Genomic DNA, 14,202 nt, shown 5'->3' on the forward strand with positions numbered 1-14,202 from the left:
GCATACGAAAAAGTACAGCAAAACCCGATCAAATTTCCGGTTAATTTTTGCATATTGCACAAAATGTCGAATAAAACAACATCCGCTCGAACCGTGCAGTACAGTTCGAGCGGGAAATCTTCAAAAAATCAGCGGGTCATGCAGCGCGATACGTATCAGCCAAATTGCAATATCCAGCACAATAACGCTCCACAACAGCACGCGTTCGAGTTTTTTGGAGCCGAGAAGCGGCTTTTTGCCAAACAGTGCGTACAAAACGACTGTCGGCAGCACGAAAACCATCGGGTGAAACCGCAGTGCCGCACGAAAATCCAGCCGGAGCAGAGCGGCAAGTGCACGGCTCAGTCCGCAGCCGGGACATGGCACGCCGGTCAAGTATTTGATCGGACAGTTCCAGCCAAACAACAGCGCCGAGGCGTATGCCAGTGCACCCAGTATCAGCAGCACGAGCAGACCGTTCAGACCGCGCCGAAAGCGCTCCGGCATCAGCCCTTGTAGGTCTCGCGGAACTCGAGGAACTCGTCGTAGGTGCATTCCTTGTCCAGAACACCCTTTTCACGAATTTCGATAATACGGGTCGCGATGGTCTGCACGAACTCATGGTCGTGCGATGCAAACAATACCGTGCCCTTGAAATCACGAACGCCGTTGTTGACTGCGGTGATGGATTCCAGATCGAGGTGGTTGGTCGGCTGGTCGATGACAAGCACGTTCGAGCCGAACAGCATCATGCGCGCCAGCATCAGGCGAACCTTCTCACCGCCGGACAGTACGCGAACCGGCTTGTAAACATCGTCGCCGGAGAACAGCATACGGCCGAGGAAGCCGCGCAGCGTGGATTCCAGTGTATCCGTGCGGGAATACGGTGCGATCCAGTCGAGCATGTTTTCCTCGTGGCCCTCGAAGAACTCGTTGTTGTCCTTCGGGAAATAGCTCTGCGAGGTGGTAACGCCCCACTTGAAGCTGCCCTCATCCGGTTTCATCTCGCCCATAAGAATCTGGAACAGCGTAGTCATTGCCAACTCGTTATCCGAGATGAACGCAATTTTGTCGCCGCGGCGAACGATGAAGGATACGTTGTCGAGCACCTTCTCGCCGTCGATGGTCTTGGAGATGCCGCGCACCTCGAGAATATCCTTGCCTGCCTCACGGTCCGCGTCAAACGCTACCCACGGGTAACGGCGGGACGAAGCCGGCATTTCCTCGACGGACAGCTTGTCGATCAGCTTGCGGCGGCTGGTCGCCTGACGGGACTTGGACTTGTTTGCCGCAAAACGCTGAATGAAGTTCTGCAGTTCCTTGATCTTTTCCTCGTTCTTGCGGTTCTGATCCTTGATCATGCGCTGAACCAGCTGAGAGGACTCATACCAGAACTCGTAGTTGCCGACATACAGCTTGATCTTGCCGTAATCGATATCAACGATATGGGTACATACATTGTTCAGGAAGTGACGGTCATGCGATACAACGAGGACGGTGCCTTCGAAATCAGCAAGGAAGTCCTCCAGCCAGCGGACTGCCTGAATGTCCAGATGGTTGGTAGGCTCGTCCAGCAGCAGGATATCCGGCTTGCCGAACAGCGCACGCGCCAGCAGCACCTTGACCTTCTCGACGTCACCGAGGTTCTTCATTTCGGTGTACAGGATGGCATCTGCATCCAGACCCAGACCGTTCAGCAGCTGGCTGGCCTCAGTCTCGGCGTCCCAACCGCCCATTTCAGCAAACTCGGACTCCAGCTCGGCAGCCCTGTTGCCGTCCTCCTCGGTGAACGGGTCCTTCATGTAGAGCGCATCCTTTTCGTGCATGACCTCAAGCAGACGCTCGTTGCCGCCGAGAACCGTGTTGAGAACAGTCTCCTCGTTGAAGGCAAAGTGGTCCTGCTTGAGTACGCTCATACGGGTCTTGGGCGCAATCGAAACCGTGCCGGTGGACGGGTCCAGATCGCCGGACAGAATGCGCAGGAAGGTAGACTTGCCTGCACCGTTTGCACCGATAACACCGTAGCAGTTGCCCTGGGTGAATTTCAGGTTTACATCTTTGAACAGCGGCTCGCCGCTGAAGTTTAAGCTAAGATCGCTGATATTGATCATGAAAGAGATTCCTCCCGCATTATTTTTCAATTAGAATCAGTATACCACACAAACCGCTGTTTTCACAGATAATTTACAGGTGCAGCCGCATTTTTGTTCATGTTGTCTTGAAACAGCACCCAGAATGCTATATACTATATTTATAAATATCAATCCCTATTTGTTTCAGGAGGTTTTTCCTATGTCTAACCTGATGGAAGTTATCAAGTCCCGCCGCTCTACGCGCGCGTTCAAGTCCGAGCTGCCGCCGAAGGATCAGATCATGCAGATTGTTGAAGCTGCTGAATGGGCACCTTCCGGCATGGGCAAGTACCTGTGGCACTTTACCGTGGTTTATAATGCAGAGAAGTCACTCAAGCTGGCTCGTGCCGTTGCTGAGGCAGACAATCGCGGTCCGGAGTACAATTTCTACGGTGCACCGGTCAACATCATCATTTCCTACAAGCGGGATGAGCACCACGCTCTGGTAGACGGCGCTGCTGCAATGGAAAATCTGCTGCTGATGGCTACCGAGCTTGGCCTCGGCTCCTGCTGGATCAACCAGCTGCGCGAGACCTGCGACGTACCCGAGGTTCGTGCACTGCTGACCGAGTACGGCGTACCGGAGGACCACATTGTTGTCTGCTCCGCAGCCATCGGCTACATCGAGAAGGAAACGCCGGCAAAGCCGCGTCATGAGGGCTTAGTTTCGATTACCGAATAATCGAAACAATGGAAAATTGAGAATTGAAAATGCCGCTATTCTTGCGTGCATTAAATCATTCGGCTGTGCCAAATACCTTAATTTTCAATTCATTAGCGACGAAAGGAGCTAATATCATGGATGAGAAGATTGCTAAATTAAAAGAGTGGATCGACGGCAGCGACAACATTGTCTTTTTCGGCGGTGCAGGCGTATCGACCGAGAGCGGCATTCCGGATTTCCGCTCGGTGGACGGTCTATACAACCAGCAGTACAAGTACCCGCCGGAGACCATTCTCAGCCACACGTTCTTTTTGAGCGAAACCGAGGAGTTTTATCGCTTCTATCGGGCGAAAATGCTGGCTCTTGATGCAAAGCCGAATGCGGCTCACCTCAAGCTGGCCGAGTGGGAACGCGAGGGCAAGTGCCGTGCCGTTGTAACGCAGAACATCGACGGTCTGCACCAGAAGGCAGGCTCGAAGGAAGTGCTTGAGCTGCACGGCTCAGTACTGCGTAACTACTGTATGCGCTGCCGCAAGCCATATCCGGTTGAGGATATCGCCAAAGGCACCGGCATTCCGCGATGCTCCTGCGGCGGCATTATCAAGCCAGATGTCGTGCTGTACGAGGAGGGACTCGACAGCTACACGATCAACAAGAGCGTAGACTACATCTCCAAGGCTGATATTCTGATTATCGGCGGCACATCGCTGGCTGTGTATCCGGCCGCTGGTCTGATCGACTATTACCGCGGCAATAAGCTGGTTTTGGTCAATAAGTCCCCTACTCCTGCGGATCGCCGTGCTGATCTGGTCATTCACGCGCCAATCGGCGAGGTTTTCTCGCAGCTGTAAAAATAAAGCTCCCTTTTCCGGTTATATAAACTGCAAACCGAAAAAGGGGGTATTATGCCGATTGATAAAATTGCACTCATTTTTGCCATCATCAAGGGATGAAACTGCTGTACAGATAGGAAAAGACCCGCTTTCAGCGGGTCTTTTCTCGTCAATAAGAGATAAAATAGGAATACGCGATATTCAGCTTAGTTGAATGCCTGCTCGAGGTCAGCCAGAATATCATTGATATTCTCGGTGCCAATGGACAGACGGATGGTGCCCTGATGGATACCCTGATCCTCCAGTTCCTCTGCGGTCAGCTGCGAGTGAGTGGTGGTTGCCGGATGGATGACCAGGCTCTTAACGTCAGCAACATTTGCCAACAGAGAAAAGATCTGCAGCTTGTCAATGAACTTAAATGCTGCTTCCTTTCCGCCCTTGATATCGAAGGTGAAGATAGATGCGCCGCCGTTCGGGAAGTACTTCTCGTACAGAGCATGATCCGGGTGGTTCGGCAGAGACGGATGGTTCACATGCTCAACCTGCGGGTGATTGGTCAGGAACTCAACGACCTTCTTGGTGTTCTCAACGTGACGCTCGATACGCAGAGACAGAGTCTCAGTGCCCTGCAGCAGCAAAAATGCGTTGAACGGAGAAATGGTAGCACCAGTATCACGCAGCAGGATAGCGCGGATGTAGGTTACGAAAGCAGCAGGACCGACTGCATCTGCAAAAGAGATGCCGTGATAACTCGGGTTCGGCTCAGCAATCGGTGCATACTTGCCGGATGCCTTCCAGTCGAACTTGCCGGAATCAACAATGATGCCGCCGAGGGTCGTGCCGTGGCCGCCGATGAACTTGGTAGCAGAGTGAACAACGATATCAGCGCCGTACTCAATCGGACGGATGAGGTACGGAGTGCCGAAGGTGTTGTCAATTACGAGCGGCAGACCGTGCTTGTGCGCAATCTTTGCAATAGCCTCGATATCCGGAATATCGGAATTCGGGTTGCCGAGAGTCTCGATGTAAACAGCCTTAGTGTTGTCCTTGATAGCGCCTTCCAGCTCTTCCAGATTGTGTGCATCAACGAAGGTGGTCTCAACGCCGAACTGCGGCAGAGTATGTGCCAGCAGGTTGTAGCTGCCGCCGTAGATGGTCTTCTGTGCTATGATGTGGTCGCCAGCCTGAGCAAGTGCCTGAATGGTGTAAGTGATCGCTGCGGCACCGGAAGCGGTAGCCAGAGCGGCAACACCGCCCTCGAGCGCTGCAATGCGCTTCTCGAACACATCCTGCGTAGAATTGGTCAGACGACCGTAGATATTGCCTGCGTCAGCCAGACCGAAACGGTCTGCCGCGTGCTGACTGTCATGGAAAACATAAGAAGTGGTCTGGTAGATCGGAACTGCACGAGAATCGGTAACCGGATCAGCGGTCTCCTGACCGATGTGCAGCTGCTTGGTTTCAAAGGACCAGTTTTCGGTATTCTTGATAGTTGCCATGATAATAATCTCCTTTTTATATACATGTTTGAAGTGATTGATTCGTTTCGTGTACTAAAAAGAAGGATCACATTCGCCCAAATCGGAAATTCGAGCGGAGCAGCTTTACAAAGTAGTATCGCATAACCGCGTCTCCTAAATTCATATTATTTCGCTGGGATTGCTATGATTATACTAAACTCCCCCTCTTCTGTCAACCCTTTCCGACAAACTTTTTTCATTCCGGCAGAGTGCCCAATTTCCGATAGCTCAATCCCTACATTTTCGATAGGCTATTGGTGGTGTTTTCTGTTCTCCATCCAAATAAAAGAAAACCGCCGCACAGGGATTGTGCAGCGGTTTTGATGATCAATGTTCAGCAGCGAAAAAAATCAGAACTCGATCTTCTTTGCGATATAAGCAGCAACGTCCTCGATCTTGATGCGCTCCTGCTCCATAGTGTCGCGGTCACGAACGGTTACGCAGCCGTCCTGCTCGGTCTCGAAATCGACGGTTACGCAGTACGGTGTACCGATCTCGTCCTCACGGCGATAGCGCTTACCGATAGAGCCTGCATCGTCAAAATCAACAGAGAACTGCTTAGCCAGCTCCTGCCAGATCGGCATAGCCTTGTCGGTCAGCTTCTTGGACAGCGGCAGTACAGCAGCCTTGAACGGTGCCAGAGCCGGATGCAGACGCAGAACGGTACGAACATCGTCCTTGCCGTTCTTGTCCTGACCTACGACTTCCTCGTCGTAAGCGTCGCACAGGAAGGCCAGTGCAACACGGTCAGCACCAAGCGAAGGCTCGATAACATACGGAATATACTTCTCGTTTGCTTCCTGATCGAAGTATTCCATCGAAACACCCGAGGTATTCTGATGCTGGGTCAGGTCGAAATTAGTGCGGTCGGCAATGCCCCACAGCTCGCCCCAGCCAAACGGGAACATAAACTCAATATCGGTGGTAGCGTTGGAGTAATGAGACAGCTCCTCCGGATCGTGGTCACGCAGACGCAGGTTCTCGTCCTTCATGCCGAGAGACAGCAGGAAGTTGTGGCAGTAATCCTTCCAGTACTTGAACCACTCAAGGTCGGTGCCCGGCTTGCAGAAGAACTCCAGTTCCATCTGCTCAAACTCGCGGGTACGGAAGGTGAAGTTGCCCGGGGTGATCTCGTTGCGGAAGGACTTGCCTACCTGACCAACGCCGAACGGAATCTTCTTACGGGTGGTGCGCTGGATGTTCTGGAAGTTTACGAAGATGCCCTGTGCGGTCTCCGGACGCAGATACAGCTCGTTCTTCGCGTTCTCGGTAACGCCCTGGAAGGTCTTGAACATCAGATTGAACTGACGGATGTCGGTCCAGTTGTGCTTGCCGCAGGTCGGGCATGCGATCTCATGCTCATCAATGAATGCCTTCATCTCAGCCTGGCTGAGCGCGTCAACACTCTTGCCGAGATCGTAGTTATTCTCAGCACACCAGTCCTCAATTACCTTATCGGCACGGAAACGCTCCTTGCACTCCTTGCAGTCCATCAGCGGGTCAGAGAATCCGCCAACGTGACCGGAAGCAACCCAGGTCATCGGGTTCATCAGGATCGCGGAGTCAAGACCTACATTGTACTGGCTCTCCTGCACAAATTTCTTGCGCCATGCTGCCTTGACGTTGTTCTTGAACTCAACGCCGAGCGGACCGTAGTCCCAGGTGTTTGCAAGACCGCCGTAAATCTCCGAGCCGGAGTATACGAAGCCGCGGCCCTTGCAGAGCGCTACGATCTTTTCCATTGTTTTTTCGCTGTTTTTCATGTTAAATTCTCCTTTTGGCACAGCTGGCTGCTGCACGCTGTTTTTGCTTTGCACCCGAAAAAAGTGCTTGACATGAAATTATTCTACCGTTATAATTAATAATTGTCAAGGGTAGTTTAGCTAATTAAACGAATAGAGTTTGGTTTGATCGGTAAATTGCTTGCGAAAAGCTGACATTCGGGCGATTCGCTCAGTTGCAAGCAGTGCGGAAAGCAGTCTCCGTCTTCCCTGTTCTGTTGAGTTTGGTCAAAACACTTTTCTTGACAACATATATTCGGGCTTGTAGCTCAGTTTGGGAGAGCGTTCGGTTCGCATCCGAGAGGTCGAGGGTTCGATCCCCTTCAAGTCCACCATAATGCGAAGATACGAACTCTTTTTCGTAGTTCGGAATGTTTTCGCGTTAGCCATCAGAATAGAGCACACCTGATTGCGGGTGTGCTCTTTTTCTTTGCCCTCATCTCTGTTATAATAAAAACATAGGATTGGAGGAAATATGAATGGATTCCAGAAAAATTCTGGTCAGTGAGAAATACCTGCACTTCAAAAACAAACTATATCAGGTTCTTGCCATCGCCACGCACACAGAAACCGGCGAATCGCTGGTAATTTATCAGGCACTCTACGGCGATTTCAAAATTTATGCGCGACCGTATGATATGTTCGCCTCCGAAGTGGATCGTGAGAAGTACCCTGATGTTACGCAGCGTTTTCGCTTTGCTCATGTAGTCTTTGATGGAGATACGCCGAAGCCAACCGAATAAAAACAGCCCCTCTGAGAGCCGGTATAAAACCAGTTCCCATAGGGGTTTCGCTTTACTTCTCCATAGCCTTCGCCAGCTTCTTCACGAGCTCCTCGCCGTACTGATACCGCAGCAGGTACTCGATGGTCTGCTCCTTCAGACCGGCAAGCTCCTTCAGACCGGCAAGCTCCTGCACGGTGACGCTCAGCAGCTTGCGAATCGGGTCATACCCGATCATAAAGCCTGCCCGTTCCAGCGACCGCAGTTTGATGTAGTTCACCTCATTCTTGGTAATGCACTCGCGTGTACGGGATTTCGGTTGCCTCGCAGATCTTGTCGTGCGTGCAGAAAACCTGCAAGACTCATTCCTCGCCCGCAAGCCACGCAACCACACGCGCCTCGATAGCGAAAAAGTCCGCGTCCACGAATTTGTAGCCGGACTTGGGCACCAGTGCCGTCCGCACCAACTGTGAAAGCGTACCGGGGTACGCTGCCGTATAGCATTTGCACGGCCGCCGAGCGGTTCGCCGTCGCGGGACTTGCACACGTTGCCCAGACCGAAGCCTACGCCGCGGTTGCCGGAAGCATCATACGGGAAGAAGTTGACGGTCACGTGGGCATACATACCGGAGTAAACGTCGGTCGGCAGCAGGTCGGCATGGACGTTGGAAATATGCACGCACTGCGGCTTCTGCTTGCCGGAGGCGGTGATGACCCAGTGACCCTTGCACTCCGGGCCGAACGGCTCACCGGACGGGCGGGTGCCATCGCCGTCATAGAGGACCGGATAACGCATCTGCGGACGGCTGCCCTTCCACAGGTTCTTCACGCCGTATCCCACAGAGCGGTCAGCTGCTCGAGCTGCTCCTCCGTCCAGCAGAAGTGAAGACGCTTGCTCGGCTTGATGCCGCAGCTGTGCTTCTCGACTGCAGCCAGATTGGCTGCGAAGTTGTTGTTTTACATTGAATCTTCTTTCTTGTGCATTTTATCGTACAATGCCAATACGCCGCTTGACGATGTCGGTCGCAGCGTAGCCAAGATAGTACATCACGCGATGCTCGCCGGACGCTCTCGGTGCGCCGATTATGCGCTTGGCTTTGTGCTTGTCGGGAAAGACGGAGTTTCTGATAGGTTCAGGCGTTTATGTTTCACACCTCCTTGTGTGATTTATAATCACACAGGTGGTACACTAATCACAAGCAATCGAATGTTTGATATAAAGTAAGGGTGTTTGTTCTGACATTAGGAGAACGAATCAAAAGAGAAAATGGTCGAAGTTCCCGACACCTATCTCAAGGGCCGCAAGCCGGAGGATTTCTGCGCTATGCATGTCCGCGGTGACAGTATGTATCCTGATTTCCGTGATGGTGATATCGTGCTGGTGCTCAAGCAGAACACCATGAACCACAGCGGCGAAATCGGAATCATCAGCTATGGCGATGACGAAATGACCATCAAACGCATCAACTACGCTCAGAGCGAGGATTGGCTGGAGCTTGCACCCCTGAACCCCGTCTTACCCGCCCAGACGGATCGAGGGCACCGACCCGGAAAGATACCGTATTATCGGTATCCCGCGCGTACTGATACGCGCGTTCTAAATATAAAAATTACGTCCACCGGCTGCAACCGATGAGCGTTAGCGAGTGCATTCTACCCTCTTATTTTACAACCAAAGATGTTTTGCAATAAAAACAAACACATTAGACGGATGTTTCCGCAAAACGTTTAGCTATAATGGCAAGCGGTACTCCGTCCGGGTAAAGACCGCGCGCGATCTCTGGCACAAGGTCGAGGAAAAGAGTAGCGGCTATCTTTTTACGCAGCCGACTACCGGCAGACCGCACACCGAAACGTCCATGAAGCAGATGTGGCGCTCGTTCAAGCAGGCGCTTGATCTCGATATGGGCGCACAGATGGCTATCGGCGCAATCGACCAGGAAACGTCGTTGTGGCCGATGATCTCACGCCATACTGCCTGCGACACACTTATGCGACCGACCTGCAGTCCGCCGGTGTCCCGCTTAATGTCGCAAAGGATCTTCCGGGTCACCAGTCGATTGCCATGACGTCGCAGATCTACACTCACCTGTCCGTCGATGCCTTTGCCGAGGCATCGCTCAAGGTTATCAACTTCCAGCACGCACAGCAGCGCAAGGCAAAGAAGAAATCCGTCGGAAGCAGGTGACACATCAAACAGCCGAAAATAGCCTGATGCAGCGCATTTTACAAAAAAGTACACTCTACCCGTCAACCGAGTAGAGTGCATAAAAAGTTGAAATAAACAAAAGCCCTCTAAACCGTACGGTTTAGAGGGTTTCATGTTGGTGGAAGTTACAGGACTCGAACCTGTGACCCTCTGCCGGTTGGTACATGACGAACCCAGCTGCAAAAAGGCAAAGAAAAGCACTCATCTTACAATGAGTGCTCCATGGTGGAAGTTACAGGGCTCGAACCTGTGACCCTCTGCTTGTAAGGCAGATGCTCTCCCAGCTGAGCTAAACTTCCATCGGGTCGTTGTCGTCTCATCCCTGACGACTTGTTTAGTATATAACAGAATTACGAATCTGTCAACACATTTTCTGAAAAAACTCCAAAAAATTTTAGACCCGAAAATTTACACCGCGCACAGCGTTCTCCGGCATGCGCGGTGCAATGTATTATTGTTCCATCTTTTCACAGAACCGCATCAGCATTGCCGCAGCCTGTGCGCGGGTGGCATTCCCCTGTGGATTCAGTCTGCCGTGCGAGCCGTTGACGATTCCGTTCGCCGCCGCCCATCGCATGGCATCAGCCGCATAAGCGCTGACGATATCCGCATCCGTAAAGGCATCCAGTGTGCCGCCGGCTTCGGGAGCGTCCGCATAGCGGTACAGCATGGTGACGAGCTGCTCTCGTGTAATTCCAGCCTCCGGCGCGCAGCCATCCGAAATGCCTGCCGACTGCGCCCACGCCATGCCCTTCTCGTACCAGCTTGCACCGCCGGTCGTATCCGCACCCGCGTACCGTGCGAGAATTGTCATCAGCATACCGCGCGTGGTCGTGCCATCCGGCGAGAACGCATCCGTACCTGTACCGCTCATCAGACCCTTTTCCACAACACAGTGCACGGCATCGGCGTACCACTCGGTTGGCTTGACGTCATCGAAGCTCACATTTTGAGCAGGCTGTCTCTCGAAAATAGGCGTAAGCGTGACATTGCACGCAGGCATGACGAATGTAAACTGACCGTCCTTCTCCGTCACTGCGACCGGCTTGCCACTCTGGTCGGTAATCGCGATTGTTTTGAGAGCATAGCCTTTCTTTGGCACAGCTTTAATCATCACTGTGCTGCCTTTGGCTGCGTTTTTCGGCGTGATCGAGACCTCGCCGTGCTCACTCTTAGCCGCAGTCACCGCACCGGTCGGCGTGCGGACCGGACCGCCGCCACCACTGCCGCTCGTTCCTCCACTCTGCTGAGCGGTGAACACCGGTGCTGCAGTCTGCGTGCCGTTCAGTTTAGTAAGTGCTTCCTCCGTCAGCGTCGTGTACGTTTTATCACCGATTTTCCACCCGTCAAACGTGTATCCGCGCTTACTGTCGGCCGGAAATGCCGTTCCGATATCTCCCGCGCCGTAAACGTTAGTCTGCGTACTGCTGTCCGCAAATACGAACGCGATCTCCGCGCGGCGCATATCCACTGCAGAACGGTCGATCGTGTACGTCACGCCATGAATGATCAGCGTATCGCCCGCGGCCACGGCATCCGGCGCAGAAACCGTGATCGGCTCGGTCGCAAAGCCGGTCAGTCGAATCGTCAGGCCATCGATTACGGCAGTAACGGTACTCGGCGTGACATCTGCCATCTCGAGTGCCTTCTTGATCTGAAACGAGAAGGTTTGTGCCTCGGGCAGCACATAGTTGCCCGCCTTTCCGCCTGCCAGAGCGACCGCGCGTGCGGTGTACGACCCGATTTCGGTCCGGCTGCCGTCCTCGATTATGACAGTAAGCGCATCTCCGTTCACCGCGCCAATCGCTTCTGCCGTGACCAACTTCGGCGTACCATCATAATAGAAAACACTCTCGCCGTTCCATTTTATCTCAATAGGCTTCGGCTGTACGTTCAACACGCCGTTTTCGTATGTAATTTTGTAATTTTCGGCTTTTGCGTCCATCGGAATAATTGTGTAAGTTCCAATATCGCTAAACTGCGCATAGTCAAACGCATAGTTCAGACCCGAAAGCACGTTTTCGTTCTCATTGTTCACGAATCCATTGATTTCCGCACCATTATCACTTAACGTTTCTCCATAGGTTATGGTTTTACCCTTAGCACGAATACACAGCGGCGCTTTTTCAATATGAAACCGAACCGCTTGCGAGGTTGCGGAAGCCGTACTGCTCGTTTCCGGCGCATACGCTTCCACCCAGTAAGTTCCAGCGTTGATCGGTGCACCGTCCAGTTGATTGCTTTTTGCGCCGTTGCTGTCGGCGTAGTAGCGATACGTCGGCGCGGATGTGCTCGAGCAGGTCAGATTGCCCTCGCTGTACGGCAGGCCGGTATAAACTGCATCCTTCGCAATTACAACAAGTTCGACTGTTTTAGGCAGGATTTTACCTTTTACGATGCAGTTTCCGTCTTTCAGCGTGTAATTTTCATTCGCAAGTGTAACTGTAATCGTCACGTCCCTCTCGCCGGCTTCAGCAGATGCGTAGCGCGTAGCGAGTGTGTAATCCGTGCCCTCGCTCAGTACCGCGCCATCCGGTAGGTTGCTGAACGCCAGACCGCTAATCTTCGCATCATCATCGCGTCCGTTGTATGTCTTGTCTTCAATTTTCAGCGCTGTTGTATCCAAAGAGATCGTGCGCCTATTGATTGAAAAACTGCCGATATCCATCCGTTTGACCGCAGAAAAGTTGTCACTCGATGCAATCTCGACCGCCACGTTGTAAGTTCCGGCATGAACCGGCAAAGCCGTGCTGTCGTTGTACCAAACTGTGACCTCGCCAACGCCTGTTCTCGTCCACACAGACGCCTCACGAGGCTTGCCGTCATATATCGGATCCGCAGGCAATACAACCTTGTAATCCACGTCCTTTTCCGGCATTTTCGGCGTGATTTGGAACGTTTCCTCAACTTTTCCGGTGTAATTACCCTTACCGTTAATTGTCACCGTTGCCGTACCTCTGTTTACATTATTAGCGTAGGAAAGCTCAAAATCCGTACCTTTTAACAATTCTTTGCCATTTATCATAACGATCGGCTTAGGATTATGCACACTTTCGTTATACACATACTCGGTCTGCTTCATATCAATCTGCGCGTCCGCAATATCCCGCGGAGTAACTTTCAGCGTACCATTGACGTAAGTAATTGCATAATTTTCCGTCTTATCTGTATCATTTCTGCTTATTTTCGCGTCACTTGGCACATTTGACATTTCTCCAGCATCGGTCAGTGTTCCAGATACTATAACCTGGGTAATTTCATCGCCGTTTACCAGCCCGTCTGCCATGTATGAATTTCTCACCAGAGGTTCGCCATCGTACACTTTCTCTGCACTTTCCGCCGTAACTGTAAGCGCTTTCGGTTGGATTTCTGCAGAAAACTCCTCGCTTTCCACGATGTACTTGCCGTCCTCCGACGCAAATTTGAGCCGATATTTGTCCCCGATATTCGGGACGGTATCACCGTTTACGACCTCGAATGTGCCGGGCAGTTCTGTGCCATTCAGCGTTGCACTGCAGCCGGAAGCATCAACCATTTCATTCCAGGTCTGGCCGTATGTGCCCTTAGCCGACGTAATCCAGTCTATAATCGGTGTTTCTTCTTTTGAACCTTCTTCTGAGATTAAAACAATCTCGAGTTCGTCAGATAAACCATTACACTCGGCTTTCATATGATATGTTTGCCCTGCTTTTGCATTACAAGTAACAATCATGTCCCAGTGCACATCTATTTTGTTTGTCTGCTTATTTGGTTCTTCTTCCCTACGAAATGTGACACCATTATTCGTGTTTTCGTCCACTATTGTTTTATCTTCTGCATGCAATGAAATATTGCATGTTGCTTCGCGGTTGACCGTCAGATCCTGGAAAAGTGCATCCGCCGTATACATATCCTTGTATGGCTCATCACCAGTTGGAATCGAAACAGTAATCGACTTTTCAACTACGGGTGTACCATTTCGATTGATTCGGATTGATGTAGTTGGTTGAGCCTTTCTACATATCCGTTCCGGATAAACCGCATTCTGATAAGTACCGTCGGCCGCTCCTGCAGGAACGACTACCATGCCGAGCGCCATCGAGAGCGCCAAGGCCGCCGAAAATGCCGTTTTAAGACGTTTCACGTTTTCCTCCTGACCCGCAAGCTGGGATTTGACGATTGCGTGCGCTTCGTTCACTGCACTCTGCACAATTTTTCGCAGAGAACACACATATTTTTATTCAGCTTACCATGAGGTTTCGCATGCGTCAATATTTTAATCGACAAAATTCGACACTTAATATTCAGCATTTTCCATAAGGGCACAGCCAGTCGTTAGTCTGTTTCTTCGTGTCTCATCCGCTTATGCAGTGTGCCTTTTAT

General features: G+C 51.9%; 10 protein-coding genes, 2 tRNA genes and 1 pseudogene. 6 read left to right on the forward strand and 7 right to left on the reverse strand.

Going from position 1 to position 14,202, the window contains the following annotated elements:
• Positions 1–120: 120 nt before the first annotated feature.
• Together DWZ82_RS08270 and DWZ82_RS08275 are read right to left on the reverse strand one after the other, a co-directional pair.
• Positions 121–486: a DUF2752 domain-containing protein gene (locus tag DWZ82_RS08270; protein ID WP_158575142.1), complete on the reverse strand. Its 366-nt coding sequence runs from the start codon at positions 484–486 to the stop codon at positions 121–123.
• Positions 486–2,090 (reverse strand): ABC-F family ATP-binding cassette domain-containing protein, encoded by a 1,605-nt coding sequence (locus DWZ82_RS08275; protein WP_118480109.1) that lies wholly within the window; start codon positions 2,088–2,090, stop codon positions 486–488. The genes DWZ82_RS08270 and DWZ82_RS08275 overlap by 1 nt, the downstream gene beginning before the upstream one ends.
• A gap of 181 nt (positions 2,091–2,271) precedes the next feature.
• On the opposite strand from DWZ82_RS08275, the gene DWZ82_RS08280 reads away from it, so the two are divergent.
• A complete protein-coding gene (locus DWZ82_RS08280; RefSeq protein ID WP_158575143.1) occupies positions 2,272–2,793 on the forward strand; it encodes a nitroreductase family protein in 522 nt (173 codons plus the stop codon).
• Between the two features lie 116 nt (positions 2,794–2,909).
• Positions 2,910–3,626 (forward strand): NAD-dependent protein deacylase, encoded by a 717-nt coding sequence (locus DWZ82_RS08285; RefSeq protein WP_110436758.1) that lies wholly within the window; start codon positions 2,910–2,912, stop codon positions 3,624–3,626.
• 188 nt (positions 3,627–3,814) lie between these two features.
• On the opposite strand, the gene DWZ82_RS08290 is transcribed toward DWZ82_RS08285, so the two are convergent.
• Positions 3,815–5,107 (reverse strand): O-acetylhomoserine aminocarboxypropyltransferase/cysteine synthase family protein, encoded by a 1,293-nt coding sequence (locus DWZ82_RS08290; protein WP_118480112.1) that lies wholly within the window; start codon positions 5,105–5,107, stop codon positions 3,815–3,817.
• Between the two features lie 371 nt (positions 5,108–5,478).
• Entirely contained in the window at positions 5,479–6,891 is a 1,413-nt protein-coding gene (locus DWZ82_RS08295) for a glycine--tRNA ligase (protein ID WP_118480114.1), read from the reverse strand.
• A 276-nt stretch (positions 6,892–7,167) separates the two neighbouring features.
• On the opposite strand from DWZ82_RS08295, the gene DWZ82_RS08300 reads away from it, so the two are divergent.
• Together DWZ82_RS08300 and DWZ82_RS08305 are read left to right on the forward strand one after the other, a co-directional pair.
• Positions 7,168–7,244: transfer RNA gene (locus DWZ82_RS08300), tRNA-Ala, on the forward strand.
• 144 nt (positions 7,245–7,388) lie between these two features.
• Entirely contained in the window at positions 7,389–7,652 is a 264-nt protein-coding gene (locus tag DWZ82_RS08305) for a DUF1653 domain-containing protein (RefSeq protein ID WP_118480116.1), read from the forward strand.
• Between the two features lie 538 nt (positions 7,653–8,190).
• Here DWZ82_RS08305 and DWZ82_RS15620 read toward each other — a convergent pair.
• Positions 8,191–8,427: pseudogene (locus tag DWZ82_RS15620) on the reverse strand (ssDNA-binding protein); the annotation flags it as partial.
• A gap of 471 nt (positions 8,428–8,898) precedes the next feature.
• Between DWZ82_RS15620 and DWZ82_RS08315 the strand changes: the two are divergent.
• Positions 8,899–9,267 (forward strand): S24 family peptidase, encoded by a 369-nt coding sequence (locus DWZ82_RS08315; RefSeq protein WP_118480118.1) that lies wholly within the window; start codon positions 8,899–8,901, stop codon positions 9,265–9,267.
• A 315-nt stretch (positions 9,268–9,582) separates the two neighbouring features.
• Positions 9,583–9,819, forward strand: coding sequence for a tyrosine-type recombinase/integrase (locus DWZ82_RS08320; RefSeq protein WP_118480120.1), 237 nt, complete (start codon positions 9,583–9,585; stop codon positions 9,817–9,819).
• Positions 9,820–10,063: 244 nt separating this feature from the next.
• On the opposite strand, the gene DWZ82_RS08325 is transcribed toward DWZ82_RS08320, so the two are convergent.
• Positions 10,064–10,139: transfer RNA gene (locus DWZ82_RS08325), tRNA-Val, on the reverse strand.
• A 152-nt stretch (positions 10,140–10,291) separates the two neighbouring features.
• Positions 10,292–13,963, reverse strand: a complete 3,672-nt coding sequence (locus DWZ82_RS08330) for an MBG domain-containing protein (protein ID WP_118480122.1) — start codon at positions 13,961–13,963, stop codon at positions 10,292–10,294.
• Between the last annotated feature and the right edge of the window lie 239 nt (positions 13,964–14,202).

It is taken from the genome of Butyricicoccus sp. AF35-5AC, from assembly GCF_003477715.1.
GTDB classification, from domain to species: Bacteria; Bacillota; Clostridia; order Oscillospirales; family Butyricicoccaceae; genus Agathobaculum; species Agathobaculum butyriciproducens.